Here is a 25,991-nt window from a genome sequence, read left to right as displayed (position 1 = left end):
GGACCCAACTGTCATTCCGGGGCTCGCAACGGAGAACCCGGAATCCAGAGATTGTTGATCGAGATTCCGGGTTCACGCTGTGCGTGCCCCCGGAAAGACGGGGTGTGGGTTAAGTGCCCGCGGTGAAGAACGAGGCGAGCCGCGTCGTGATGTTCTCGGCGATCTCGTTGGCGGCACGATCCTCGGCATCCCGCACGGCCCGGGTGCGCGAGAAGCGCTGATAGGATCCCGGCATGTCATAGGACACCCGTGAGAAGGTCGAGCCGGTCATAACCGACTTGCCGGTCACGACCTCGACCAGATTGTACTGGGCGTCAATGCCAAGATTTTCGCTGGTCGGCAGTCCCGTCGTGGCGCTGACGATCAGCGAGGAGCGGGTGGTGGTGAAGCGGATGTCCAGCCGGTGGGTCGGCGGCATGCCCGTCGCGGTGCCGTAGAGCTTGAAGGCCAGCGCGTTGCGGATTTCGACGCCGACGCGGGCCTCGCGCGAAGCATTGGGCTTGTTGATCGGGGGGAGCTCGATCCCCATCAGCTTCTCGCGCAGGCCCGGGGTGCCGTCGGTACGCTCGGCATACATCGGCTGGAAGCAGCCGGCCGTCAGCGCCGCCATCGCGGCGACTGCCAGCAACCGGGCTGCGATACGGATCCTAGCCGACAACATTCACGATCCTCTTGGGAACGATGATCACCTTGCGGACGGGCTTGCCGTCCAGGGCCAGCTTTACCGCATCGAGGGCCAAAACGGCAGCCTCGATTTCCGGATTCTCGGCCGCTGTTGCAACTGTGACCTCACCCCGCTTCTTGCCGTTGACCTGCACCACCAGGGTCACGTTGTCCTCAACCAGCAAATCGCGTTCGATTTGGGGCCAATTGGCCTCTGAAACCAGACCCTTCTGGCCCAGAACCTGCCAGCACTCCTCGGCCAGATGCGGCATCATCGGCGAGAACAGCTGGACCAGGATCTGGCTGGCTTCCCGGATTGCCCAGGCCAGATCTGGCGCCAGGTCGGCTGCGGGCTGACCCGGGCGCTGGAGCACCTCCGAGAACGCATTGGTGAATTCGCGGATATGAGCGAGGCAGACGTTGAAGTGCAGTCGCTCGATGCCGGTGGTGACCTTGTCCAGCGCGCCATGGGCAGCCTTGCGCAGGGCGGTGGCGTCCGGCCCAAAGCTGGCCGGCCGGGCCGCCGGCGCAGCCTTTGCGAGTTCGGCAGAATCGTTCACGAGCCGCCATAGCCGCTGCACGAAGCGCGAGGCGCCCTGGACGCGCTCGTCGCTCCAGATCACGTCGCGGTCGGGCGGCGAATCCGACAGCATGAACCAGCGAGCGACGTCGGCGCCGTAGGTCTCGATGATGTCGTCAGGGTCGACCGTGTTCTTCTTCGACTTGGACATCTTCTCGATCGGGCCGATCTGGATCTCCTCGCCTGTTGTCAGCAGCGTCGCACGGCGCCCGTTGCCTCCAACCTCGACCTTCACCTCGGCCGGCTGCACATAGGAGCCGTCGGCCTTCTGGTAGGTCTCGTGCACCACCATTCCTTGCGTGAACATGCCGGCAAACGGCTCGTCCAGCGCGATGTGCCCGGTCGCCTTCATCGCGCGGGTGAAGAAGCGGCTGTAGAGCAGGTGCAGGATCGCGTGCTCGACGCCGCCGATATACTGGTCGACCGGCAGCATCCGGTTGGCGACCGCGGGCGTCGTCGGCGCGTTCTCGTTCCAGGGGTCGGTGAAGCGCGCAAAGTACCAGGACGAATCCACGAACGTGTCCATGGTATCGGTTTCGCGCAGGGCCTTGCCGCCGCATTTCGGGCAGCTGACGTGCTTCCAGGTCGGATGATGGTCGAGCGCGTTGCCCGGTTTATCGAATGTCGCGTCGTCCGGCAGCTTCACCGGCAGGTCGGCGTCCGGCACCGGCACCACATCGCACTTGGGGCAATGGATGACGGGAATCGGACAGCCCCAATAGCGCTGGCGCGAAATGCCCCAGTCGCGCAGGCGGAAATTCACTTGCCGCTCGCCGACCGGTGCGTTGCCGCGCAGCTCGCCTTCGAGCCGCTTCGCCACCTCTTCCTTGGCCTGCTCGATGGTCATGCCGTCGAGGAAGCGCGAATTGATCATGCGGCCGTCACCGTCATAGGCGGTGTCGGTGATCACGAAGGACTTGGGATCCTGGCCTTCCGGGCACACGACCGGCGTGTTGCCGAGATTATACTTGTTGACGAAGTCGAGGTCGCGCTGGTCGTGCGCCGGGCAGCCGAAGATGGCGCCGGTGCCGTATTCCATCAGCACGAAGTTCGCGACATAGACCGGCAGCTTCCAGTTGGAATCGAACGGGTGCACCGCGCGGATGCCGGTGTCGAAGCCCTGCTTCTCCGCGGTGTCGATGATCTCCTGTGCGGTGCCGATCTTCTTGATCTCGGCGATGAACTCCGCGAGCCCGGGGTTCTTCGCGGCGGCGGCCTGCGCCAGCGGATGATCCGCCGAGATCGCCATGAATTTCGCGCCGAACAGCGTATCGGGCCGCGTCGTGAAGATCTTCAGCTCGCTCTCGCCGGCCGGCGTCGTCGCCGCATCCAGCGCGAAGCGGATCAACAGGCCTTCCGAACGCCCGATCCAGTTGCGCTGCATCAGCCGCACCTTGTCGGGCCAGCGGTCCAGCCCGTCCAGCGCGCTCAGCAGCTCCTGCGAGTACTTCGTGATCTTGAAGACCCACTGATTCATCTCGCGCTGCTCGACGACGGCACCCGAACGCCAGCCGCGACCGTCGATGACTTGCTCGTTGGCGAGCACGGTCATGTCGACGGGGTCCCAGTTCACCTTGCGCTTCTCGCGCTCGGCAAGCCCTGCGCGCAGGAAGTCCAGGAACATCTTCTGCTGGTGCTTGTAATAGCTGGGATCGCAGGTCGCGATCTCGCGGCTCCAGTCCAGCGACAGCCCGATCGAGCGGAGCTGCTTCTTCATCGCGGCGATGTTGTCGTAGGTCCAGGCCTTGGGGGCGACCTTGCGCTCGATGGCGGCGTTCTCGGCTGGCAGGCCGAAGGCGTCCCATCCCATCGGATGCAGCACGTTGAACCCCTTGGCGCGCATGAAGCGGGCCAGCACGTCACCGAGCGTGTAATTCCGGACATGGCCGATATGGATGCGCCCGGACGGGTAGGGGAACATCTCGAGCACATAGTATTTCGGCCGCGGATCATCGTTCCGGGAGACGAAGATCGCCTGCTGGTCCCAGAGGCGTTGCCAGCGCGGTTCGGCGTCGCGGGCGTTATAGCGTTCGGAGGTCATGGAATCGTTGGGTTTTCGTGGGTTCGGCCGTCACAAGACGGCGGACTAGGCCATAGAAGACCTCGGGGGGTCAATGGGTTGCCGCGTTCTGGAACTTTGGCGGCGCCTCCGCATAACTACGAGGGCCCGCGTTGGGGTGTGATTAAGGGGTCGATGCCAAGTTGCGCCCGACAAGGACCGCATGAGCGCGATGGATTCCAGCTTCGACGATCCCGATCACGACTATGCCGCGTCCATTGCCGGACGGGCGATGCGGAGCATGGCCGAGCAGCGGATTGCGCCCACGCCGGCCAATTTCGCCGTCTGGTTCCAGTATTTCGCAGGCAGTCATGACGATCTGCGCAACGCAATCGATCTCCTGATCGACCACAATCGCCCTTTCGACGCCCGAACCAATCAGGACCTGTTCGAGACCTACGTTGCGCCCCAGGTGAGTGCCGCGGTGGTCGACACGTCCGAGCGGCTGCAGGCACTCATGGGGGCCGCGAAGGAATTTCTGGCGACCGCGATCGCCGACAATCATTCGCAGATGCAGGTCATCAGTGAGGTGGCGGACCAGGGCAGGGCCGGTGTCGATCCAAAACTGCTGGTCGCCCAGCTCATGAACGAGCTGGCGCGGGCCGCCACGAGGGCGACACAGCTCGAGGCAGGCTTTGCCGAAAAGACCCGCGAGCTCGACGTGATCCGCGATTCGCTGTCGCGCTCAGAGCAGCGCGCCCGGACCGACATGCTGACGGGGCTTGCGAACCGGCGGGCGCTCGACGAATTCCTGCGCAAGGCGCAGGCGATCGCGGAATGGGGCGAGCCGCTCAGCGTGCTGTTGCTCGACATCGACCACTTCAAGACCTTCAACGACAATTTCGGCCATGGCGTCGGGGACCAGGTGCTGCGCCTGATGGCGAAGGTGCTGCGCGAAAAGGTTCGCGAGCAGGATCTGCCGGCCCGCTATGGCGGCGAGGAGCTGATCGCGGTGCTGCCGGACGCCGATCTCGCCGTTTGCGCCGAGATCGCCGAGCGCATCCGGCGTGCGGTCGCCGCGTGCACGATCACGCGCCGTTCGACCGGCGAGATCCTGCCCGGCATCAGCGTGTCGGTCGGCGTGGCGCAGTACCGGACGGGCGAGGCGATCAACGATCTGATCGAGCGTTGCGACCGCGCGCTCTATCTCGCCAAGGGCGGCGGCCGCAATCGTGTGGTGACGGAGATTGATCTCGAGCGGGCCGGGGCCGCCGGTTAGAGTATGATCCGGAAAAGTGTGCAGCGGTTTCCCGAAAAGATCATGCTCAAACGATAACCTAAAGCGCGATGACCGTTCATCCTGATCGCATCGCGCTTAGGCGCTGGCCACCATCACCATGTCGGCCGCGCCGGTCCCGATCGCCTGCACGCCGTGCTCGACGACGTTGTTGCGGCCGCGATGCTTGGCGGCATAGAGCGCGGCGTCGGCGGCCTCGATGAGATCACCGGGCCGCAGGACCTCATTTGGCTTCGTCGCGGCAACGCCGATCGAGACCGTGACGATCATATGCGCAGACGTGATGTGCGGCAGGCAGAGCTGCAGCACGGCCGCGCGCACCTTCTCGCCGATCTCGACGGCCCGCGTCACGTCGGTGTTCGGCAGCAGCAGGCAGAATTCCTCGCCGCCGTAACGGGCCGCAAAGCCCATCGTGTCGGCGGCAATGCCCGAGAGCGACTCGCCGAGTCGCGTCAGGCAGGAATCGCCTTCGAGATGGCCGTAGGTGTCGTTGAAGAGCTTGAAATGGTCGACGTCGATCATCAGAAGCGAGAGGTCGCTGCCATATTGCTGTGCGCGCATCCACTCGAAGTCGAGCCGGCTCTGGAAGCCGCGGCGGTTGGCGAGACCGGACAGCATGTCGATCGAAGCCATCACCGTCAGGCGGTCGTTGCTGGCGATCAGCTCGCGCTCGCGCTGGCTCAGCTGCGCAGCCATCGCGTTGAAGGCGCGGGCCAGCGGCACGAACTCGGCCGGTAGGCGATTGCGCGCCGCGCGGGCCGATAGATCGCCCTCGCCGAGCCGCTTGGCCATGTCGGCGAGCATCTCGATCGGCCTGATCACCAGTTTCTCGGCGGCGATCAGCGCGCCGAGCAGGACGAACACGACGACGAAAGCGAGCTGCAGATATGCAGTGCGTATTTCGCGGCTGACCGCTGCGGACACCTTGTCCTCATCGATGCTGGCGATCAGTCGGGCATTGGTGCCGGCGATACGGATGTAACTGACCGCGCGGCGCGAGCCGTCGGCGGCGAGGAAAGAGAGCGAGCCCTCGTCCTGGTCGGAGCGCAGCGCCTTGTCGGCGATCGCGGACATCAGCGGCAAGTTGTCGAGCGGACGGCCGACCGCACTGTGCTGATCGGCCGGAGCCGCCAGCACGGTCCCCGCGCTGTCGACCAGCACCGCGGTGATGCCGGCGCGACCGCCCAGATTGCTCATGACCTTCGACATCCAGTCGAGGTTGACGGTGGCAAGCACGACGGCATCGGTGACCCCGCTGAAGGCGGAGACCGGATAAACCGCCATCACGGTCGGCGACGGTACCGGCCGCGACATGATGAAGTCGCTCAATACGAAGCGGCCGGTTTCCTGTGCCTGCTGGAAGTACGGCCGGTCGCTGAGATCGAGGCCGACATACATGTTGTTGGTGGCGCATTGGATGCGTCCGTCCTGGCCGGCGATCAGAAGCGTGCGGATCCAGGGCAGGCTCGACGGCAGACTCGCGCGCAGCACGTCGCAGCTCTTGCTGACGCCGCCGACCGAAGCGCGAATGAAGGCCTCCGATTTCAGGATGGTCTCGACCGACGAGATGACCTCGCGCTGCGCATCGGCGCTGTGCCTTGCCACCGTGGTGAATTCGGCCGCAGCCTGCGCGATCTGACGCGCGCGCGCGTCCTCGAGCGAACGGACGCGATCGAGCATCAAGGGGGCCACGAGAATCACCGCGAGCAACGCAAGCCGCGCCCGGATTCCGAGAACCTGCTTGAGTTTCGCTCGTTTGCGGTTGAGACTGACGCTTGCCATCTTCGCTACCCACCCCGCGGGCTAAGGTAAAGCGAAGGGTTCAAAAACTGTTTCTTGAACTCGGTAAAATTGGACTTAACTCGGGCTACGAACCCGGCCAAGAGACGTCATGACAGAAGCCAACGCCGCGCCGGTAACCGGCCATTCACCAAACGCGCTCGCCGCGGTCGAAGCCGAAATTACGCGCGCCTGCAAGGATGCGCGGCGCGATCGCGCCTCGGTGACGCTGATCGCGGTGTCCAAGACGTTCGCGGCGGATGCAATCACCCCCGTCATTGCCGCCGGACAGCGCGTATTCGGCGAGAATCGGGTGCAGGAGGCCAAAGGCAAGTGGCCCGCGCTAACGTCCGTTTACCCCGATATCGCGCTGCATCTGATTGGGCCGCTGCAATCCAACAAGGCGAAAGAGGCGGTTGCGTTGTTCGACGCCATCCATTCGGTCGACCGCCCGAGCATTTGCCAGGCGTTAGCCAAGGAAATTGAATCCCAGAACAGGCACCCGCAGCTCTTCGTCCAGATCAACACCGGTGAAGAGCCGCAGAAGGCAGGCGTCGCGCCCGGCGAGGCCGACGCCTTTCTCGCGAGCTGCCGCGATACCTATGGGCTGACGATCTCCGGACTGATGTGCATCCCCCCGGTCGACGAACCTCCGGCGGCGCACTTTGCTCTCACCGCCAAGATCGCCGCGCGCAACGGCCTGACGAATCTCTCGATGGGCATGAGCGCGGATTTCGCGACAGCCATCATGCTGGGTGCCACGCATGTGCGCGTGGGGAGCGCGATCTTCGGTCATCGGTAGTTGCTGTCGGCCCGGACAAGCGCAGTGAAGCGGAGCGCTGATCCGGGACCCGTACCGCGTGAACTCTCATGAGTGAACGGTGTTCGTATCGGCGAAACTTAGGACGACGACGGAATTTGCCGGGCCTAATCGAACCTCACCGATACCTTCCCCAGCACGCCAAAATCCACTGCGAAATGATCGCCGGCTTGAATTGGCAGCGGCGGATGGCAGGTGCCCGTCGTCACCACCTCCCCTGCCCGCAAGGTGACGCCGAGTCCGCACAGCTCGTTCGCGAGCCAAGCAAGTGCTGCGCGGGGATCGCCGAGCACGTTCCTGCCGTGGCCGGTGTAGCGCTCGCCGCGTAGCGTGATCTGCGGTCGCTCCTCGACGAGATCCATCGCGCGCCAGTTCGCCGCCGTCGCCGCGCCGAGCACGAACAGATGGGCGCAGGCGTTGTCGGCGATGAGCTGCGCCTCGCCCGCGCCGGCGAAATCGACAAAGCGCGAATCGGGAATCTCGATCGCGGGATGCAGGGTCTCGACGGCGGCGAGCACTTCGTCAGCGGTGTAGGACGTCGCGCGGGGCGGCAGGTCGCGCCCCATGCGAAAGGCGAATTCCGGTTCGCCGACCCGCATCTCGTTGCCCTTCATCGAAGCGGTGCCGCCATCGGCAATCAACGTGTCGCTCATGATGCGCCCGGCCAACGGTCCCGTGACATTGATGTGCTTTTGTCCGGCCTCGCTCGTTGCCGCGATCTTCCAGCCGAACAATGTCCCGCTCGATCGTCTTTCCAGAGCAGCCTGGATGGCATAGCCTTCCGCGCGACTCTGTGGCCGCAACCGGGCCTCCAATGCCTCAAGCTTGGTGCCATCGCGCCAGTGTTTGACCAGGACCTCTGAGGCGGCGGCGATCTGATCCTTGTCCAGCATGCAACCTCACCCGATGATGATTTTTGTTCGCGGGCCCAAGCGCCGCAGCAATTGCAGCATCGCAGACTTCGTCATGGAGACGCAGCCCGCGGTCGGGCCGAAATTGTCGCGAGCCAGGTGCAGGAACACCGCGCTGCCGCGGCCGGCGATGCGCGGTCTCTTGTTGTGGTCGATCTCGACGATGAAGTCATAGAGATGGTCGGCCCGCTTGAGCCGGTCACCGCCCTGCCCCTCGCCAAGCCGGATATTCTGATTGTAATGACGGTCCCGTGGGTCCTCGCACCAAGCGTCCTCGCCGGTGATGATCCGGGCCGGCAGGAAGGTCCGTGGGCGGCTGTGCCGATCGCCGCGCCACCACAGTCGCCTGGGACGGAAGCTGCCCCTGGGGGTGCCGCCATCGCCCTCGCGCTTATTGGCGAGAATGCCGCCCCGCCCCAGCGCAACCGGTATGGTCAGCGCTCCGGCCGTCAACCACCCCCGGCGCGGATTGCCGGCAGCAGGCTTAACGCGGATCGCGGCGAGCGGCCCGGCGCTTCGAGTCCTGGTGTAACCAGCTGAAGTTGCTTTATTTTTCATATGAACGTGCAATGTCGAATTCATTACAGGACATTCATCAAACCGCCCTGCTATTCTGAGTTAGAGTGCTTCTGGCTTGTGAATCGGTAACAGCCCACTACTTCAACACGAACAACAATAACAACGGCGACCCCTAAACTTCCCCTCGCGGCTGGGTGCGGCACGGATGCGCGCCAAGCCGGACGCTAAAAGGATGACCCCCTATGGCCAATGCCCGCAAGATCCTGATCGTGGATGACGATACCGATCTGCGCGATACGTTGGTGGAGCAATTATCGCTACACGAAGAGTTCGAGGCCTCCGCGGTCGATACCGGCGCCAAGGGCGCGAGCGCTGCCAAGGCCAACTCCCCCGATCTGGTTCTCATGGATGTCGGCCTGCCCGACACCGACGGCCGCGAAGTTGTCCGCTCCTTGCGGAAGGGCGGTTTCAAGGCCCCGATCATCATGCTGACCGGGCACGACACCGATTCCGACACGATCTTGGGCCTGGAATCCGGCGCCAACGACTATGTTGCAAAGCCCTTCCGCTTCGCCGTTTTGCTGGCCCGCATCCGCGCCCAGCTTCGCCAGCACGAGGCGAGCGAGGACGCGGTGTTCTCGGTCGGCCCCTACTCCTTCCGTCCCGGCTCGAAGATGCTGACCGCGGCCAATGCGCGCAAGGTGCGCCTGACCGAGAAGGAAACGGCGATTCTCCGCTTCCTCTACCGGGCCGGCCAGATGCCGGTGTCGCGCGAGACCCTGTTGCAGGAGGTCTGGGGCTACAATTCGGGCGTGACCACCCACACGCTGGAAACCCACATCTACCGCCTTCGCCAGAAGATCGAGAAGGACGCGGCCAACCCGGAAATCCTGGTCACGGAAGCCGGTGGCTACAAGCTGGTGCCGTGATACGTTCCGGAAACGCGCGATTCGTCGTAAATTGGCGCGTTCCTCGAGCCACGGACCGGAATGTCAATCGACGACGACGTAGCGCTTCTCGAGCGTGTCCCGACACTGCGCCTGTTGGGAGAAGCCTCGTTGCGCATGCTGGCGATCGGCTCCGAGCAGCGTGACTTCGTCCGCGGCGACGTCCTGTTCAATCTCGGCGACGATGCCGACGCCGGCTTCGTGGTCCAGCGCGGCGCTTTCAGGGTCGAGGACGGCGCCGGCGCCGAAATGATCGCCGGCCCCGGCGCGCTGATCGGCGAGCTCGCACTGGTGGTGCCGATGAAGCGGCCATCGAGTGCGATCGCGCTGGAGCATTCTTCCGTCATCCGCGTCGCGCGCAGCCTGTTCCAGCGCGTTCTCGAAAGCGATCCCGCCGCCGCCGTGCGTCTTCGCGACGAGTTCGCGGTGCGCTCCAGCCAGATCGCCAGCGATATCCTGATGGCAGGCGCGAAGCTGACGTCCTGAATCTCTCAACCTGTCATTCCGGGGGCGACGAAGTCGCGAGCCCGGAATGATGGGAGGCTATACCTCCAGCGTCACCGTGACAGGCACATGGTCCGACGGGCGCTCCCAGCTCCGCGCGTCGCGCAAAATCTTGAAATCCTGGACCGCGTCCTTCAGCGCGCGCGAGACCCAGATGTGATCGAGCCTGCGGCCGCGATCGCCGACGGTCCAGTCGGCGGAGCGGTAGCTCCACCACGTATAGACCTTCTCCGACATCGGGATGCGCTCGCGCGCGACGTCGACCCATTCCCCGGCGGCGAGCGCTGCCTTCAGCTTCTCGGTTTCGACAGGGGTGTGCGAGACGACTTTCAGCAGCTGCCTGTGCGACCAGACGTCGTTCTCGTGCGGCGCGACATTGAGATCGCCGACCAGGACGTGGCGATCGTCTCCCCGCGGATGCAGCGGCTCGCACGCCTTCAACTCGTCAAGGAAGCGGAGCTTGTGGTCGAACTTCTCGTTCAGCGCGGGATCGGGAATGTCGCCGCCGGCGGGCACGTAGAAATTATGCAGCACTAGCGGTTTTGCGATGCCGGCCTTCTCGCCGAACGACACCGAGATGTGGCGCGAATCCACCTTGTCGCAGAAGGTGCGGATGTCCTTCGAGTCGAACGGAATCTTCGAGACGATGGCGACACCGTGATAGCCCTTCTGCCCGTTCAGCGCGACATGCTCATAGCCGAGCCGCTTGAAGCGCTTCAACGGAAAGGCGTCGTCGATGCACTTGGTCTCCTGCAGGCACAACACCTCCGGCCGCGCGCTCTTGAGGAATTTCGCGACCAGATCGATACGAAGGCGCACCGAATTGATGTTCCAGGTTGTCAGGGAGAGACGCATGGGAACGATCTAACAAACTCCATCCGTCATGGCCGGGCCTGACCCGGCCATCCACGTCTTTTTGTCGGACCCAGAAACGTGGATGCCCGGGACAAGCCCGGGCATGACGGTGATTGCAGCGGCCATGCTATCTCAGCCCGGTGACGGGCCGTAATTGGTGAAATCGATCTTGAACATGTTGGGATCGAGCTTCTTGCTCGCATCCAGATTGTAGACCGCGATCGTGGTGTCGTAGCCCTGCGGATCGGTGACGGTCCACTGCTTGAGCTGGCCGTCCTTGGCGCCGAACATCAGGAGCAGCCGGCTGGTGCCGACCAGCGCCTGCTTCTCCTCGATCGTCACGCTGACATAGACGTCGTCGGCCGAGACGTTGACGACGTTGGTGTCCTTCATCAGGTCGATGCGGTCGGACAGCAGGAAGCGCAGCGGCGTCTGCGACAGCGGATAGACGTCCTGGGTCGCGAGCTTGCGGTCGCGCACCACCAGCGAGGAGCCGTCGGCAACGATGTCGATCGGGCTCGGCGCATCATATTCGAAGCGAACCTTGCCCGGCTTCTGGATGTAGAAATCGCCCTGCGTCTTGCTGCCGTCGGGACCGACCTGGACGAAATTCCCGACCAGCGTCTGAAGCGACGACAGATAGGCGCTGACCTTGGCCGCCTGCGCCTTCTGGTTGGCATCGAAGGTCTGGAAGATACTGCTCGGCACGTTGCGGCGCGGATCCGGAATCACCGGATTGGGCGGCGTCTGCGTCGCGCCGGTGACTGTGGGTCCACCGCCTCCGGCTGGAGCACCCTCACGTCCCTTCGGCGCGGGTTTCGGCACGGGCACGGTCTGCGCGAACGAGGTCGCAGTCGCAATCGCGGCGGTGACGAGAAGCACGCCGGCCACGCGCGCGCTACGCGCGGCGATGGTGGCAGCGAATCGAATGTCCGGATGTTTGATCAACGCGTCGTCCTAACGTGGCTGGGCGCCTTTTTAGCGTGAATTCGGGCAAAAGCAGATATCGATTTTGCGTGAAATCATGTCTTGAGGCCGCTCGCCTCACATATGGCTGTCTTCTTCCTCGACCAGAATCTCGCGCTTGCCGGCGTGGTTGGCGGGACCGACGATGCCCTCCAGTTCCATTCGCTCCATCAGCGATGCGGCACGGTTATAGCCGATTTGCAGGCGGCGCTGGATGTAGCTGGTCGAGGCCTTGCGATCGCGTTTGACGATCGCAACCGCCTGCTGGAACAGATCGCCGCCGCCATCCCCGCCCATGCCGGTCGCATCGAACACTGCGCCGTCCTCGTCCTCGGCCGGCTCCTCGGCGGTAACAGCTTCGAGATATTCCGGCTGTCCCTGCGTCTTGAGGTGACGCACCACCTTCTCGACCTCCTCGTCGGAGGCGAACGGTCCGTGCACGCGGCTGATGCGGCCGCCGCCGGCCATGTAGAGCATGTCGCCCTGACCGAGCAGCTGCTCGGCGCCCATCTCACCCAGAATGGTGCGGCTGTCGATCTTGGAGGTCACCTGGAAGGCGATGCGGGTCGGGAAGTTCGCCTTGATGGTGCCGGTGATGACGTCGACCGACGGACGCTGCGTCGCCAGGATCACGTGGAGGCCGGCCGCGCGCGCCATCTGCGCAAGACGCTGCACCGCGCCTTCGATGTCCTTGCCGGCGACCATCATCAGGTCGGCCATTTCGTCGACGATGATGACGATGTAGGGCAGCGGGTCGAGCGAGAGCTTCTCTTCCTCGTAGATCGCCTTGCCGGTTTCCTTGTCGAAGCCGGTATGCACCGTGCGCGTCGGTTCCTCGCCCTTGGCCTTCAGCTCGAGCAGGCGCGTATTGTAGCCGTCGATGTTGCGCACACCGAGCTTGGCCATGTTCTTGTAGCGCTCCTCCATCTCGCGCACGGCCCATTTCAGCGCGACGACCGCCTTCTTCGGGTCGGTCACGACTGGCGTGAGCAGATGGGGAATGCCGTCATAGACGGAGAGTTCGAGCATCTTCGGATCGACCATGATCAGCCGGCACTGGTCCGGGCGCAGCCGGTAGACCAGGCTGAGGATCATGGTGTTGATGGCGACCGACTTACCCGAGCCGGTGGTGCCCGCGATCAGCATGTGCGGCGTGCGCGCGAGATCGATGATGACGGGATCGCCCCCGATGGTCTTTCCGAGGCACAGCGGCAGCTTTGCCACCGTGTCGACCGTCTCCTTGGCGACCAGCAGCTCGCGCAAGTAAACCTTTTCGCGATGAGCGTTCGGCAATTCGATGCCGATGGCGTTGCGGCCCGGCACGACGGCGACGCGCGCCGACAGCGCGCTCATCGAGCGGGCGATATCGTCGGAAAGCCCGATCACGCGCGAGGATTTGATGCCAGGCGCAGGCTCCAGCTCGTACAGCGTAACAACGGGGCCCGGATTGGCCTTCACGATCTCGCCGCGCACGCCGAAATCCTGCAGCACGCCTTCGAGCGAGCGCGAATTGGCTTCCAGCTCGGCCTTGCTGAGCGGCTGTCTGTCGCCGGCCTTGGGCGCGGCCAGCACGGACACGGACGGAAGTTCGAACTTGTCGGAGGACTTCTTGGCCGCGGCCTTCGGTGCAGCCTTCTTGCGCGGCGCGCGCGCGGCGGGCTGCTCCTCTTCCTCCTCCTCGTCCTCCTCTTCCTCGTGCCCGTCCTCGTAGTCCTCGTCTTCGGACTGCGGCGAGATCGAGGGCGCGGCGCGGGCGCCGCCCAGCTTCGGCTCCTGGCGGCTGAATGCAACGGCCTTGGTTTTCGGTCCACTCGAGACCAGCGAACGGTAAGCGGCGCCAAGCAGCCAGATCAACCGCGCCTTGGTGCTCATCAATGCGTGGAACAGCCAGCCTAGCGACACCGAGCCGCGATCGCTCTCCTCGTCTTCGTCGAGCGGCTTGTCGTCGTCCTCGATCTCCGCGAACTCATCGTCATGTTCGCGCGCGCCGAGGCCGCAGGCGATCAGGAAGGTCGCCGCCATCGCGGTGAACAGGATGGTGCCCAGCACGATCCGATAGATCATGCCGGCCGGCCCGAAGATCACCGCGGGCGCGCGCACCAGCGCGTCGCCGACCACGCCGCCGAGGCCGGTCGGCAGCGGCCATGCGCCGCCATGCGGCCAGCAGCTGACGAAGCCCGCCGCAATGACGGTGCAGAGAATCCAGGAGCCGAGCCGCAGCGCTTCGCGGTCGAACGGACGATGCGTCATCATGCGCCAGCCCCACACCGCGACCGTCAGGACCAGCATGATCGCGCCGAGCCCGAATATCTGCATCGCGAGGTCGGCGCCGATGGCGCCGGCATAGCCGAGGATGTTGCGGATCGGCCGCGAGGTCGCGTGGCTGAGGCTGGGATCCTGCACCGACCAGGTCATCAGCCCCGCCGAGGCGATGCCGGCCAGCGCGATCAGGCCGAGCCCGGTGAGCTCGCGCAAGCGCCGCGCCAGACCCTCGCGGATCGAAGGCGGCAGATGGCCGACCAGTGGGATGACACGTTCGATTGCGGACATGCTCATGGGCCCCGCCTAACCCAGAGTCTCGACCAGGCGGTGCAGCGCCTGCGCCGTGGTCTCGCCATCCTGCACCAGCGCGAGGCGAATGTAGCCCGCACCGGGATTGAAGCCGTCGGGTTGCAGCCGCGCCAGATAGCTGCCGGGTACCACGCGCACGCCCGCTTCCTTGAAGAGTCTCAGCGTCACCGACACATCGTCGCCGATCGCGGACGTGTCGAGCCAGACGCAGAAGCCGCCGTCGGGCCGGCGATAGCCGTAGCGATTGCCGATGATCTGGTCGGCAAGATCGAACTTGATCCGGTAGAGCCTGCGGTTCTCCTCGACATGCGTCTCGTCACCGTAAGCGACGGTCGCGACGTGCTGGAGTGGCACCGGCACCTGTGGCGCCGCGATGTTGCGCAACTCCAGGAACATGCCGATGAATTTCTTGTCGCCGGCGGCGAAGCCGACGCGCAGGCCCGGCAGGTTCGAGCGCTTCGACAGCGATTGGAACGCGACCACACGGGTGAAATCGGGTCCGGCGCATTCAAGCGCGCTGCCCGGGGCCTCGCGGGTGTAGATCTCGGAATAGCACTCGTCGCTGAGGATCACGAAACCGTAGCGGTCGGCGAGCTGCTTCAGCCGCCTGAAATAGTCCGGCTTGGCGACCGAGCCCTGCGGATTTGCCGGCGAAGCCAGATAGAACGCCACCGTGCGCGCGAGCGTCGCCTCGTCGATCGTCTCGAGATCGGGAAGGAAGCCGTTTTCCACCGTGGTCGGAAGATAGACCGGCTCGCAAGCGGCCGCGCGGGCGCCGGCGCCATAGACCGGATAGAACGGGTTCGGCATCAGGATCGCAGGCTTGCCGGGGCGTGGCCCGACATAACGCGCCGCGGTAATCGCCGCGAAGAACAGCCCTTCGCGGCTGCCATTGAGGACGAGAATCTCGCTCTCGGGATCGAGCGGTCGCGGCAGCTGGAACCGCGCCGACAGCCAAGCGCCCGCAGCCTGGCGGAACGGGTCGGTGCCCTTGTTCGCGGGGTAGCGGCCGAAATCGGCGATGTGCTTGGCTAGGACGGGGCCGACGAAGTCGGGCACGGGATGCTGCGGCTCCCCGACCGCAAGCGAAATCAGGGGCTTGCCGGGCTGATGCGGGGCCAGCAGCTCGTTCAGCCGGACGAAGGGCGAGCGTTCGGGATCGGAGCTTCCACCGGCCTGCGGCGCACGGGATGAAGCGGTCATAGCCATTCTGGGCGCCAGCACTCTTGGAACAGCCGGTCGCACGAAAGCACCGGCGGGAAGCGGTTCAGTTCACCATAGATAGGGCGAGGTTAAGACGCGATTAACCATCGGTCGACGCCCGCGTCCAGAGCAGGAATAATGAGGCCGGACAACAGCGGGAGGCATGCGCGTCCGATCCAAAAGAAAGGGGCTCCAGCTTGCGCTGGAGCCCCTCAACGGTCAGGGCATTGCCGGGTATGTGCCCGAACCGTAGTTGTGGACGCGGCCTCGACGAGACCGCGCCCCGGGAGGAGACTTACATGTTGTAGGCGCGCTCGGTGTGCTCGGTGATGTCGAGGCCTTCACGCTCGCTCTCGACATTGGCGCGGAGGCCAACGATCACATCGACGACCTTGTAGAGGATCGCCGAGCCGACGCCCGACCACACCAGCGTGGTGCAGACGGCCTTGATCTGGGCGAGCATCTGGACCGCGAAGTCGTAGTCGGCGACCTTGGGCGGGATCGCGGTGTAGTCGACGACGCCGGCGCCGCCGAGGGCGGGGTTGACGAGAATGCCGGTGCCGATGGCGCCGACAATGCCGCCGACGCAGTGCACGCCGAACACGTCGAGCGAGTCATCGTAGCCCAGCGCGTTCTTCACGACGGTGCAGAAGAACAGGCAGACCACGCCGACCACGAGGCCAAGCACGATTGCTCCCATGATCCCGGAGAAGCCGGCCGCAGGCGTGACGGCCACGAGGCCCGCGACGGCGCCGGAGATGACGCCGAGCACCGAGGGGTGACCCTTCACGATCCACTCCGCGAACATCCACGACAGCGCGGCTGCCGCGGTGGCGACGAAGGAGTTGGTCATGGCGAGCGCTGCACCGCCGCTGGCTTCGAGGTTGGAGCCGGCGTTGAAACCGAACCAGCCGACCCAGAGCAGCGAGGCGCCGATCATCGACATGGTCAGCGAGTGCGGGGCCATCAGCTCCTTGCCGTAACCGATACGCTTGCCGATCAGGAGTGCGCCGACGAGGCCCGCGATACCGGCGTTGATGTGCACCACGGTGCCGCCCGCGAAGTCGATCGCGCCCATCTTGAAGATCCAGCCGGCGTCGGCGTTGAGCTCGTCGAGCTTGGCCTGTGCCGCGGTCTTCGCCGCCGCGTCAGTTGCAGCAGCGAGCGCCTTGGCGGCATCCTGGATCAGGTCCGGACCCTGCCAGTACCAGACCATGTGCGCGATCGGGAAATAGACCAGCGTGACCCAGAGCGGGACGAAGAGAGCGATCGCCGCGAACTTCATGCGCTCGGCAAAGGCGCCGACGATGAGGGCGGGCGTGATCGCCGCGAAGGTCATCTGGAAGCAGACATAGATGAGCTCCGAGATGTTGGCGTCGACCGAGAAGGTCGCGGCCTTCGTGTCGGTGGTGACGCCCATCATGAAGGCCTTGGAGAAGCCGCCGATGAAGTCGGAGCCGCCGGTGAAGGTGAGGCTGTAGCCGTACACGGCCCAGATCACGGTGACGACGCAGACGGTGTAGAACACCTGCATCAGGACGGAGAGCATGTTCTTGGAACGGACGAGACCGCCGTAGAACAGCGCGAGGCCGGGGATCGTCATCAACAGCACCAGCACTGTCGATGTCATCATCCAGGCGTTGTCTCCCTTGTTGACCGTTGGCTCGGCATAGGCTGCGGTCGCAGCGAACAGGCCGACTGCGAGAGCCGCCAATCCCGCGCCATAGGGACGCTTGAACGTCATATTATTTACTCCTGATTGGATAAGGTTGAGCGCGAAATCAAAGGGCCGCGGCATCGGCCTCGCCGGTGCGGATGCGCACCGCGTGGTCGAGGTTGATGACGAAGATCTTGCCGTCGCCGATCTGTCCGGTTTTCGCCGCGGACGTGATGGCGTCGATGGTCTTGTCGACTTGGTCGGAGGCGACAGCGACCTCGATCTTGATCTTGGGCAGGAAGCTCACGGCATATTCGGCGCCGCGATAGATTTCCGTATGGCCCTTCTGGCGGCCATACCCCTTGACTTCCGTCACCGTGAGACCGTGAACGCCGATGGCGGTCAGGGCGTCACGGACTTCTTCCAGCTTGAATGGCTTAATAATCGCCATAACAATTTTCATGGGTCCTATCCCCGCTTGGGCCCGGTCCGGACGTGGCCGGGCGTTCTCGACTGGTTCGCCACGAGGGAGAGTTCACTACGCGGGCACAGCCAGGACCCTTAGAATCAAATGCCGTGCCAGATCGGGCGCCTTGCCTAACGGACTATGAAAGCAGGTGTTTTCGCGTTTGACGGGGACTGCACTGCAGTGCGTTATTAGGTCGCGCTCAAAACGTGGTCACAGCTGCTCAAAACGAGGGCATGACAGGCTGTCGACACAATGTTGCTCACGCGTCGGGCAGCGGAAAGGTAATAAAGTAGGGCTGGCGCCTTATTGCAGGGCCTCACCGTGCTGCGAAATATCCAGTCCTTCGAGCTCTTGCTCACGAGATACGCGCAAGGGCACGAAGAGGCCGACCAGCTTGAGCAGAATGAAGCTCATGCCCGCCGACCAGACGAAGGTGACGGCGACCCCGTAGAACTGGATCAGGATCTGCTGCGGATGGCCCTCCAGCAGACCGGCGGTGCCGCCGATGGCGCTGGTCGCGAACACGCCGGCAAGCAGGGTTCCGGTCAGTCCGCCGATGCCGTGAACACCGAACACGTCGAGCGAATCGTCATAGTCGAAGCGGTGCTTCAGCCAGGTACAGGCCCAGTAGCAGACCGCTCCGGCGATGATTCCGATGACGATGCCGTGCCAGGGTGCGACGAAGCCCGAGGCCGGCGTGATGGTGCCGAGTCCGGCCACCGCGCCGGAGATCATGCCGAGCACGGAGGGCTTGCGCCGCGTCGACCATTCGATCGCAGCCCATGTCAGCGCGCCGGCGCAGGCGGCGAGATGGGTCGCGATGATCGCCATCACCGCGCGTGAGTTCGCCGAAAGCGCCGAGCCGCCGTTGAAGCCGAACCAGCCGACCCACAACAGGCCGGTGCCCATCACCGCGAGCGACAAATCGAATGGCGAGAGATTTTCGGTGCCGTAGCCGAGACGGCGCCCCATCACCTTGGCCGCAACAAGGCCGCTGGTGCCGGCCGACAGGTGCACCACGAGGCCGCCGGCGAAATCCAGCACGCCCATGCCGGCGAGGAAGCCGCCGCCCCACACCCAATGCGCCAGCGGAATGTAGACGAAGATGAACCAGGCGACCGAGAAAAGGAGATAGGCGGAGAACCGCATCCGGTCGGCAACCGAGCCGGCGACCAGCGCCACCGTGATGATGGCGAACGTCATCTGGTACAGCATGAACAGCGATTCCGGGATCGTCTTCGCCGCAGGGTTGACGCTGTCCATGGTCATGCCGGCGAGGAACCAGCGGTCGAGCGTGCCGATCCACGGTCCGTCCCCGACGAAGGACAGCGAATAGCCGAACGCCACCCAGAGAATGGAGATCAACGTCACCGCCGCGAGGCTCTGCGCCATGGTGGCGAGCACGTTCTTCTTGCGCACCATGCCGGAATAGAACAGCGCGAGTCCCGGGATCGTCATCATCAGCACCAGGGCGGTGGCGACGATCATCCAGGCCGTGTCGGCGGTGTTGATCTCGGAGAGCGCGGCGTGCGCCGGCGACGCCATGGCCGACACAAGCCCGATCGGCGCGGCCAAACAGGCCGCGCGGCGCAACAATCCCGCCATGTCGTTTCCCCCAGCAGTGATGACGTCGCACGCTGTGGCGTCGTTGCCCGGTGCGATCGAAGATTTATCAGAGCGTTTTCGAGCGAAGTGGCTGCCGGTTCGCGCCGAGACGACGCGTCAGACCAAGAACCTAGAGCGCGTCGCTGTCGGTCTCGCCGGTGCGGATACGCAGCGCGTGATCGATCGGTGTGACGAAGATCTTGCCGTCGCCGATCTGCCCGGTGCGCGCGGTCGCGGTGATCACGCTGACCGCCTTGTCGGCGACGTCGGAAGCGACCGCGATTTCGATGCGCAGCTTGGGCAGGAAGTTCACGACATATTCGGCGCCGCGATAAATCTCGGTGTGGCCCTTCTGCCGGCCATAACCCTTCACCTCGGTCACGGTCATGCCGTGGACCCCGATCGCGGTCAGCGCCTGACGGACCTCGTCGAGCTTGAAGGGTTTGATGATCGCGACGACGAGTTTCATGGTCAGGCCTGTTTCCCGGGATGCGCCGCGCCGTATGTCCCCGGCGCAGCGTCAATCTGGCATCTTTCCGGGCAAATGGCATAAAAAAGTTGCAGATTGAAGCGGAAAAACGTTTGGCCGTGTGAACGGGCGCCTCTGTACAGGGCAACCGTTCATCCTTCACAATGCATTTTTGGCATGGATGCGGTGAACCCAGGCGTCCCGGCTGGTACAAAAGTATGTTTGAGGGGGACTCTACATGGCGAGTTGGTTCTACGCATCCGAGGGCAAGCAGCAGGGGCCCTTTCCGGAGGGGCAATTTCGCGACCTCGTCGCTCAGGGCGTCGTGCGCCCGGACACCCTGGTCTGGACCGAGGGCATGGCCGGCTGGCAGAAGGCGGGTGAGATTCCCGGCCTGATCGGCGGCGGCGCGCCGCCGGCGGTCCCGATGGGCGGGCCGCCGATGATGGGCGGAAGCGGTTACGGCGGCGCTGGCGGCTATGCTGCTGCCGGCGGCGGAGGGTCGCTCGCGGTCGATTTCGGCATCCTCGAATTCACCTGGCGCACCATCGTCCTGCTGATCGGAATGATCTTCGTCATCCCCGCGCCGTGGGCGTTCGTCTGGTACACGAAATGGATCGTGTCCTGCGTGAGGGTGCCGGGGCGGCCGAACCTCGGCTTCACCGGCAATGCCATGACGCTGGTGCCCTGGTATTTCGGCTTCATCGTTCTGGCGATCGTCCTCGGCTATATCGGCAGCGATATCCTGAGCAACCTGCTGTTCATCGTGCAGATCGTCCTCTACTGGCTTCTGGTCAAATGGATGGTGGCCAATCTCGCCTCCAACGAGCAGCCGCTGGGCCTGAGCTTCACGGGCTCGATCTGGGCCTATATCGGCTGGAACCTGCTGTTCGCGATCTCGCTCATCACCATCATCGGCTGGGCCTGGGTCGCCGCGGCGCAGATGCGCTGGTTCTGCCGGAGCATCGAGGGCACGCGGCGCGAGATCGTATTCACGGGCAGCGGTCTCGACATCCTCTGGCGCGGCATCGTGGCTGTGATCCTGTGCAGCCTCATCATCCCGATTCCGTGGGTGTATCGCTGGATCATGAACTGGTTCGCCTCGCAGACCGAGCTCGTTCCGCGCGGCTCCGTCTGAAGCATGATCCGGAAAAGTGCGCCGCGATTTTCCGGTAAGACGATGATTGGGCGACAACCCAAGGCGCGATGACGGTTCACCGTGATCGCATCGCGCCTTAGGCGTTAAGCTCTCCGCTCGCGCACGGAGCCTTCCTGCGCGACGGAGGCGACCAGCGTCCCGTCAGGCTTGAAGATCGAGCCGCGGGTCAGGCCGCGGCCGCCTTGCGCGCTCGGCGAATCCTGCGCGTAGAGCAGCCATTCGTCGGCGCGGAACGGGCGGTGAAACCACATTGCGTGGTCGAGGCTCGCCGGCATCATGCGCTTGTCGAACAGCGTGCGGCCATAGCGCGCCATGATCGCATCCAGCAGCGAGAAGTCCGAGGCATAGGCGAGCGCGCACATGTGCAGCGCCGGATCGTCCGGCAGCGTTGCTGCGGTCTTGATCCACACATGGATGCGGCCGTCGTCTATCTTCTGGCCGAAATAGCGGCCGAGCTCGACCGGGCGCAGCTCGATCGGACGATCGGATTCATAGTAGCGGCGGATGAACTCAGGCATCTCCTTGAACATCGGCTGCTTCGCCACCTCCTCCGCCGTCAGCTTTTCCGGCGGCGGCACATCGGGCATCTTGTCCTGATGGTCGAACGCGCTTTTCTCCTCGGCGTGGAACGACACCATGATCGAGAAGATCGCGTTGCCGTGCTGGATCGCGGTGACGCGGCGGGTCGAGTAGCTCTTGCCGTCGCGCAAACGTTCGACTTGGTAGATGATCGGGATCTGCGGATCGCCCGGCAGGATGAAGTAGCAATGCAGCGAATGCGGCAGCCGGCCCTCGACGGTGCGGCAGGCCGCGACCATCGCCTGCCCGATGACCTGGCCGCCGAACACCCGCTGCCAGCTCGTCTTCGGGCTGTTGCCGCGGAACAGGTTCACCTCGAGCTGCTCGAGGTCGAGGATCGAAATGAGGTCGATCAGGCTTTTGGACATGATGTTGCTTTCGAAGATCTCGCCATTCCGGGGCATCGCGATAGCGATGAACCCGGAACCCCGAGCTGATAACCTCTGGATTCCGGGTTCGCGCCTGCCGCGCGGCCCGGAACGACACATTGGGCCATTCGGCCCTTGTTTCACCGCACTGTTTCGCCCAGCTCTAGTCTGCTAGCAAGAGCATGGATCAGCCGGGAAGCTTGGTATGGCGGTACAGGGTAGCATTGTCATCGGCGGCGGCGCGTTTGCAGGGCTGGCGCTGGCCTTGGCGCTGCGCCAAGGGCTCGGGCCCGACATTCCCGTCATCGTCGCCGACCCCGCGCTCGGCACCCGGCCGAGCCGCGACCCGCGCGCGACAGCGATCGTGGCAGCCTGCCGCCGCCTGTTCGAGGCGATCGGCGCCTGGGACGACGTCAGGAGCGATGCGCAGCCGATCCTCGACATGGTCGTCACGGATTCGAAGCTCGAGGACGCCACCCGTCCGGTATTCCTGAACTTCGCCGGCGATGTCGCGCCGGGCGAGCCCTTCGCGCATATGGTCGAGAACCGCCGCCTGATCGATGCTCTGGTGGTCCGTGCCGAAGCCGAGGGCATCGACCTCCGCGCCACCGCCGTGACCTCCTACGACGCGCGTTCCGACGGCATCGACGTGACGCTCGGTGACGGCAGCGTCGTCGCGGCGAGTCTTCTTGTCGCCGCCGACGGCGCAAGGTCGAAGCTGCGCGAGCGCGCCGGCATCGCGACCCATGGCTGGGAATACGACCAGTCCGGCATCGTCGTCACCGTCGGCCATGAGCGCGACCACGAGGGCCGCGCCGAAGAACATTTCCTGCCTGCAGGTCCCTTCGCGATCCTGCCGCTGTCGGGCAAGCGCTCCTCGCTGGTGTGGACCGAGCGCCGAGCTGAGGCGGCGCGAATCATTGCGCTCAGCGACGACGAATTCCACGCCGAGCTCGAACAGCGTTTCGGCCTGCATCTCGGCGAGGTGAAGGCGCTCGACAAGCCGCGCGCGTTTCCGCTGTCCTATTTCGTTGCGCGGTCCTTCATCGCCGAGCGCCTCGCGCTGGTCGGCGATGCCGCCCACGTCATCCATCCGATCGCGGGCCAGGGCCTCAACATGGGGCTGAAGGACGTCGCTGCGCTGGCGGAAGTGGTCGTCGATGCCGCGCGGCTCGGCATGGATATCGGCGCCGCCGACGTGCTCGAGCGCTACCAGCGCTGGCGCCGCTTCGACACCATGGCGATGGGCGTTGCCACCAACTCGCTGAACTTCCTGTTCTCCAACCAGTCGACGCTGTTGCGCACGGTGCGCGACATCGGCCTCGGCCTCGTCGACCGCGCACCGCCGCTGAAGAATCTCTTCATCCGCCAGGCTGCGGGGCTCACCGGCGATGTGCCGCGGCTCTTGAAGGGCGAGGCGTTGTGAGGCGCGAACAGGAAGTAGCGAATAGCGAGCAGGTCCGTTCGCTATTCGCTACTCCCCATTCGCCATTCTCAATCGATCTTTCGCGCTTCTTCCGGCAACATGATCGGAATGCCGTCGCGGATGGGATATGCGAGCTTGGCACTGCGCGAGATCAGCTCCTGCTTTGCAGAATCGAACTCCAGCGGGCCCTTGGTCAGCGGGCAAACCAGAATCTCCAGCAATTTGGGGTCGACGCTGTTTTCGGGACGTTCGGTGGGCACGTTCATGATGGTCTCCGGCGGTCGGCTTGCCTCTAGCATAGAAACTTGCGCCCGCCCATCGCCGGCCTCAAGTGCCATGAGATCGCAATGAATCGTCATCGCGCTTACTGTTGAGCATGATCCTCCCTGAGAGCCACCGCGCATTTTTCGGGATCATGCACAAGGCGTGATGGGCATTCACCAACGCGAGAACCTGATGGCGCGATGTTACCGGACGCAAGCATCCGCGGTCATCTCACCTCTCCCGGCTGGGGAGAGGTGAACACCTCGGCGATCGCTTCTACTTAGGCTTGGACGGATCCGACCGCGCGCCGCTCACTGCAGTGGCGGATCGCCGCTGGTGCGCTTCTTGGCGAGGTCCATCTCGGTGACCGCGATCAGGATCTCGGCGCGGGTCTTCAGGTCGGGAGCCTCCAGCATGGCCTGCTTTTCCGCGGGGCCATAGGGCGACATCATCGCCAGCGCGTTGACGAGCGCCTCGTTTGGCGCGCTCTCGACGCCTTCCCAGTCGACCTTGAGATTGTTGGCCTTCAGGAAGTCAGCCAAAACGGCCAGCAGCGCCTCGCGATCGACCTCCTCCTCGCCCATGCGCGCGGTGAAGTCGTCGACGAAGGCGAAGAAGTCCACCTTGCATTGCCGGTAGGCAGTAAGCACCTCGAGCTCCTCGACCACCTTGAAGCGCGCGACGCCGGTGAGCTCGAGGATGTAGCGGCCGTCGCCGGATTCGGCGAGCTGGGTGATCCGGCCGACGCAGCCGACGCGGAACAGCGCCGGCTTGTCGGAATTCTTCGAGTGCGCCGCGTCGGGCTGGATCATGCCGATCAGGCGATGCCCGTCGCGGAAGGAATCATCGACCATCGCGAGATAGCGCGGCTCGAAGATGTTGAGCGGCATCTGGCCGCGGGGCAGCAGCAGCGCTCCCGGCAGCGGAAACACCGGAATGATCTCCGGAAGGTCGGCGGGCCCGCGATATTCGATGTTGATCGGCATCTGCCCGGTCCCCCCTGGCGTTGCCAGTGTCCTTACGAAAACAGGATCGTCGACAAGCGCTTGCGTCCCTCGACGGTTGCATCATCCGTGGCGCCCCAGGCCTCGAAGAACTGCACCAGCTGCTTGCGGGCGCCGTCGTCATTCCATTTGCGGTCGCGCTTGACGATATCGAGCAGCTGCTCTGTCGCGGCGGCGCGGTTGCCTTGCGCGTTGAGCGCGGTGGCGAGGTCGAACCGGGCCTGATGATCGAGCGGGTTTGCGGCGACTTTCTGTTCCAGCTCGGCGACCGGCCCAAGCGATTTCGCCTGCTCGGCGAGGTCGATCGCGGTCTGCACGGCCTTCACGGCCGGGTCGTTGCGCTTGGATTCCGGCACCATGGCCAGCGTCTGCTTGGCCTGCTCCATCGCGCCCGAGACGGCGTAGCACTTCGCAAGGCCGGCAAGCGCCGCGATGTTGGTCGAATCATGCTGGAGCGCCTCGGCATAGATCTGCGCTGCCGCCGCGGCGTCGCCCTCGGCGAGCACCGCTTCGGCCTCCTGCACGATCTCCGCGACGTTGACCTCGCCCGGCGCTGTGACGCCCTTGGTCAGCCGCTCGATGAAGGCGTTGATCTGGCTCTCCGGCACCGCACCCATGAATCCGTCGGCGGGCTGGCCGTTGACGAAGGCGATCACGGCCGGGATCGACTGGATGCCCATCTGGCCCGGGATCGCCGGATGCTGGTCGATGTTCATCTTGACAAGCTTGACCTTGCCCTTGGCCGCCTTCACCGCCTTTTCCAGCACGGGGGTGAGCTGCTTGCAGGGCCCGCACCACTCCGCCCAGAAATCGATCAGCACCGGCTGGCGCTTCGATTCCTCGATCACGTCCTTCACGAAGGTCTGGGTGGTGGTGTCCTTGATCAGGTCGGCCGCAGCCGGGCCTGCCGCTCCGTTACCCTGGTCGATGATCGTCACGGGATCCCCTCGTCATTGCTGGAATGGCGGCTGTTTAGCACGCCGCCAATTCATATGCTTGTTATCGGCTCCTAAATTGGGCCGGGCCGGCCGAATTTCAATCCGGCCGACCCGATTCGCCGGTTCCGGGGCACTTTCCGGCCATTTAGCCGCATTCAGGGTCCATATGGGGGCTCCGGATGCGCATCTATGCCGCCGGTAGCTGTTGCATTCCCCTCCCGCTTTTGGCATACGACAGCCGTTGCCGGCGCGGTCACGCGACCGACACAGGATGCGGGTGTAGCTCAGTGGTAGAGCACGACCTTGCCAAGGTCGGGGTCGAGGGTTCGAGCCCCTTCGCCCGCTCCAAATTTTCTCCCAGAGCATCCAGAATGAGTTGGCGATCCCCGCCAGGGGCAAGTCGCTACGCCGATCTTGGTGTGACCCACGCCGTGCTGTC

General features: G+C 64.5%; 23 protein-coding genes and 1 tRNA gene. 7 read left to right on the top strand and 17 right to left on the bottom strand.

All coding sequences use genetic code 11. The annotated features are described in order from the left end of the window. Window positions 1-109: 109 nt before the first annotated feature. Both lptE and leuS read right to left on the bottom strand, forming a co-directional pair. Window positions 110-661 (bottom strand): LPS assembly lipoprotein LptE, encoded by a 552-nt coding sequence (gene lptE / locus ACYCVF_RS17020; protein WP_459598151.1) that lies wholly within the window; start codon window positions 659-661, stop codon window positions 110-112. Beyond that, window positions 648-3,284 carry a leucine--tRNA ligase gene (gene leuS / locus ACYCVF_RS17015; RefSeq protein WP_459598149.1) on the bottom strand — a complete coding sequence of 879 codons (2,637 nt, stop codon included), beginning with the start codon at window positions 3,282-3,284 and terminating at the stop codon, window positions 648-650. The genes lptE and leuS overlap by 14 nt, the downstream gene beginning before the upstream one ends. A gap of 190 nt (window positions 3,285-3,474) precedes the next feature. On the opposite strand from leuS, the gene ACYCVF_RS17010 reads away from it, so the two are divergent. Then, on the top strand, window positions 3,475-4,521 hold the full coding sequence (locus ACYCVF_RS17010) for a GGDEF domain-containing protein (protein ID WP_459599644.1): 1,047 nt from the start codon (window positions 3,475-3,477) through the stop codon (window positions 4,519-4,521). Between the two features lie 96 nt (window positions 4,522-4,617). Here the strand turns inward: ACYCVF_RS17010 and ACYCVF_RS17005 are convergent, their stop codons facing one another. Continuing rightward, entirely contained in the window at window positions 4,618-6,321 is a 1,704-nt protein-coding gene (locus ACYCVF_RS17005) for a diguanylate cyclase domain-containing protein (protein ID WP_459598146.1), read from the bottom strand. A 109-nt stretch (window positions 6,322-6,430) separates the two neighbouring features. Between ACYCVF_RS17005 and ACYCVF_RS17000 the strand changes: the two genes are divergently transcribed. Continuing rightward, a complete protein-coding gene (locus tag ACYCVF_RS17000; RefSeq protein WP_459598144.1) occupies window positions 6,431-7,120 on the top strand; it encodes a YggS family pyridoxal phosphate-dependent enzyme in 690 nt (229 codons plus the stop codon). 125 nt (window positions 7,121-7,245) lie between these two features. Here ACYCVF_RS17000 and ACYCVF_RS16995 read toward each other — a convergent pair whose 3' ends face one another. Next, window positions 7,246-8,031 (bottom strand): 2-keto-4-pentenoate hydratase, encoded by a 786-nt coding sequence (locus ACYCVF_RS16995; protein WP_459598142.1) that lies wholly within the window; start codon window positions 8,029-8,031, stop codon window positions 7,246-7,248. A gap of 6 nt (window positions 8,032-8,037) precedes the next feature. Next, entirely contained in the window at window positions 8,038-8,607 is a 570-nt protein-coding gene (locus ACYCVF_RS16990; RefSeq protein ID WP_459599642.1) for a L,D-transpeptidase family protein, read from the bottom strand. Between the two features lie 203 nt (window positions 8,608-8,810). Between ACYCVF_RS16990 and ACYCVF_RS16985 the strand changes: the two genes are divergently transcribed. Continuing rightward, on the top strand, window positions 8,811-9,497 hold the full coding sequence (locus ACYCVF_RS16985; RefSeq protein ID WP_008142830.1) for a response regulator transcription factor: 687 nt from the start codon (window positions 8,811-8,813) through the stop codon (window positions 9,495-9,497). A gap of 60 nt (window positions 9,498-9,557) precedes the next feature. Further along, complete coding sequence (locus ACYCVF_RS16980; protein WP_061023694.1) at window positions 9,558-10,001, top strand: Crp/Fnr family transcriptional regulator; 444 nt, start codon at window positions 9,558-9,560, stop codon at window positions 9,999-10,001. A gap of 57 nt (window positions 10,002-10,058) precedes the next feature. Here ACYCVF_RS16980 and xth read toward each other — a convergent pair whose 3' ends face one another. The 8 genes from xth to ACYCVF_RS16940 all read right to left on the bottom strand — a co-directional run bounded on the left by xth (window position 10,059) and on the right by ACYCVF_RS16940 (window position 19,814). Then, entirely contained in the window at window positions 10,059-10,874 is an 816-nt protein-coding gene (gene xth, locus ACYCVF_RS16975; protein WP_459598139.1) for an exodeoxyribonuclease III, read from the bottom strand. Between the two features lie 132 nt (window positions 10,875-11,006). Then, window positions 11,007-11,765 (bottom strand): outer membrane lipoprotein carrier protein LolA, encoded by a 759-nt coding sequence (locus ACYCVF_RS16970; protein ID WP_459599640.1) that lies wholly within the window; start codon window positions 11,763-11,765, stop codon window positions 11,007-11,009. Window positions 11,766-11,918: 153 nt separating this feature from the next. Further along, window positions 11,919-14,396, bottom strand: coding sequence for a DNA translocase FtsK (locus ACYCVF_RS16965; protein ID WP_459598137.1), 2,478 nt, complete (start codon window positions 14,394-14,396; stop codon window positions 11,919-11,921). A gap of 9 nt (window positions 14,397-14,405) precedes the next feature. After that, the gene (locus ACYCVF_RS16960) at window positions 14,406-15,620 is read right to left on the bottom strand and encodes an aminotransferase class I/II-fold pyridoxal phosphate-dependent enzyme (protein ID WP_459598135.1); all 1,215 of its coding nucleotides are present in this window, start codon (window positions 15,618-15,620) and stop codon (window positions 14,406-14,408) included. Between the two features lie 289 nt (window positions 15,621-15,909). After that, entirely contained in the window at window positions 15,910-17,358 is a 1,449-nt protein-coding gene (locus ACYCVF_RS16955; RefSeq protein ID WP_459598133.1) for an ammonium transporter, read from the bottom strand. A 37-nt stretch (window positions 17,359-17,395) separates the two neighbouring features. Beyond that, a complete protein-coding gene (locus ACYCVF_RS16950) occupies window positions 17,396-17,734 on the bottom strand; it encodes a P-II family nitrogen regulator (RefSeq protein WP_008142813.1) in 339 nt (112 codons plus the stop codon). Between the two features lie 309 nt (window positions 17,735-18,043). Beyond that, complete coding sequence (locus tag ACYCVF_RS16945) at window positions 18,044-19,345, bottom strand: ammonium transporter (RefSeq protein ID WP_459598131.1); 1,302 nt, start codon at window positions 19,343-19,345, stop codon at window positions 18,044-18,046. A 130-nt stretch (window positions 19,346-19,475) separates the two neighbouring features. Then, entirely contained in the window at window positions 19,476-19,814 is a 339-nt protein-coding gene (locus ACYCVF_RS16940) for a P-II family nitrogen regulator (RefSeq protein WP_028176997.1), read from the bottom strand. A 238-nt stretch (window positions 19,815-20,052) separates the two neighbouring features. On the opposite strand from ACYCVF_RS16940, the gene ACYCVF_RS16935 reads away from it, so the two are divergent. Then, window positions 20,053-20,952, top strand: a complete 900-nt coding sequence (locus ACYCVF_RS16935; RefSeq protein ID WP_459598128.1) for a GYF domain-containing protein — start codon at window positions 20,053-20,055, stop codon at window positions 20,950-20,952. A 104-nt stretch (window positions 20,953-21,056) separates the two neighbouring features. Here the strand turns inward: ACYCVF_RS16935 and tesB are convergent, their stop codons facing one another. Then, window positions 21,057-21,920: an acyl-CoA thioesterase II gene (gene tesB, locus ACYCVF_RS16930; protein ID WP_459598126.1), complete on the bottom strand. Its 864-nt coding sequence runs from the start codon at window positions 21,918-21,920 to the stop codon at window positions 21,057-21,059. A 205-nt stretch (window positions 21,921-22,125) separates the two neighbouring features. On the opposite strand from tesB, the gene ACYCVF_RS16925 reads away from it, so the two are divergent. After that, window positions 22,126-23,346, top strand: a complete 1,221-nt coding sequence (locus ACYCVF_RS16925) for a ubiquinone biosynthesis hydroxylase (RefSeq protein ID WP_459598124.1) — start codon at window positions 22,126-22,128, stop codon at window positions 23,344-23,346. Window positions 23,347-23,414: 68 nt separating this feature from the next. Here the strand turns inward: ACYCVF_RS16925 and ACYCVF_RS16920 are convergent, their stop codons facing one another. The 3 genes from ACYCVF_RS16920 to trxA all read right to left on the bottom strand — a co-directional run bounded on the left by ACYCVF_RS16920 (window position 23,415) and on the right by trxA (window position 25,552). After that, complete coding sequence (locus ACYCVF_RS16920; protein ID WP_459598122.1) at window positions 23,415-23,612, bottom strand: Trm112 family protein; 198 nt, start codon at window positions 23,610-23,612, stop codon at window positions 23,415-23,417. Between the two features lie 309 nt (window positions 23,613-23,921). Further along, the gene (locus ACYCVF_RS16915; protein ID WP_459598120.1) at window positions 23,922-24,596 is read right to left on the bottom strand and encodes an LON peptidase substrate-binding domain-containing protein; all 675 of its coding nucleotides are present in this window, start codon (window positions 24,594-24,596) and stop codon (window positions 23,922-23,924) included. A 32-nt stretch (window positions 24,597-24,628) separates the two neighbouring features. Then, window positions 24,629-25,552 carry a thioredoxin gene (trxA, locus tag ACYCVF_RS16910; RefSeq protein ID WP_459598118.1) on the bottom strand — a complete coding sequence of 308 codons (924 nt, stop codon included), beginning with the start codon at window positions 25,550-25,552 and terminating at the stop codon, window positions 24,629-24,631. Window positions 25,553-25,825: 273 nt separating this feature from the next. Between trxA and ACYCVF_RS16905 the strand changes: the two genes are divergently transcribed. After that, window positions 25,826-25,900, top strand: a tRNA-Gly gene (locus tag ACYCVF_RS16905). Window positions 25,901-25,991 lie beyond the last annotated feature (91 nt).

Source organism: Bradyrhizobium cedriense (assembly GCF_054602315.1).
This window is presented reverse-complemented; position numbering and strand designations above follow the sequence as displayed.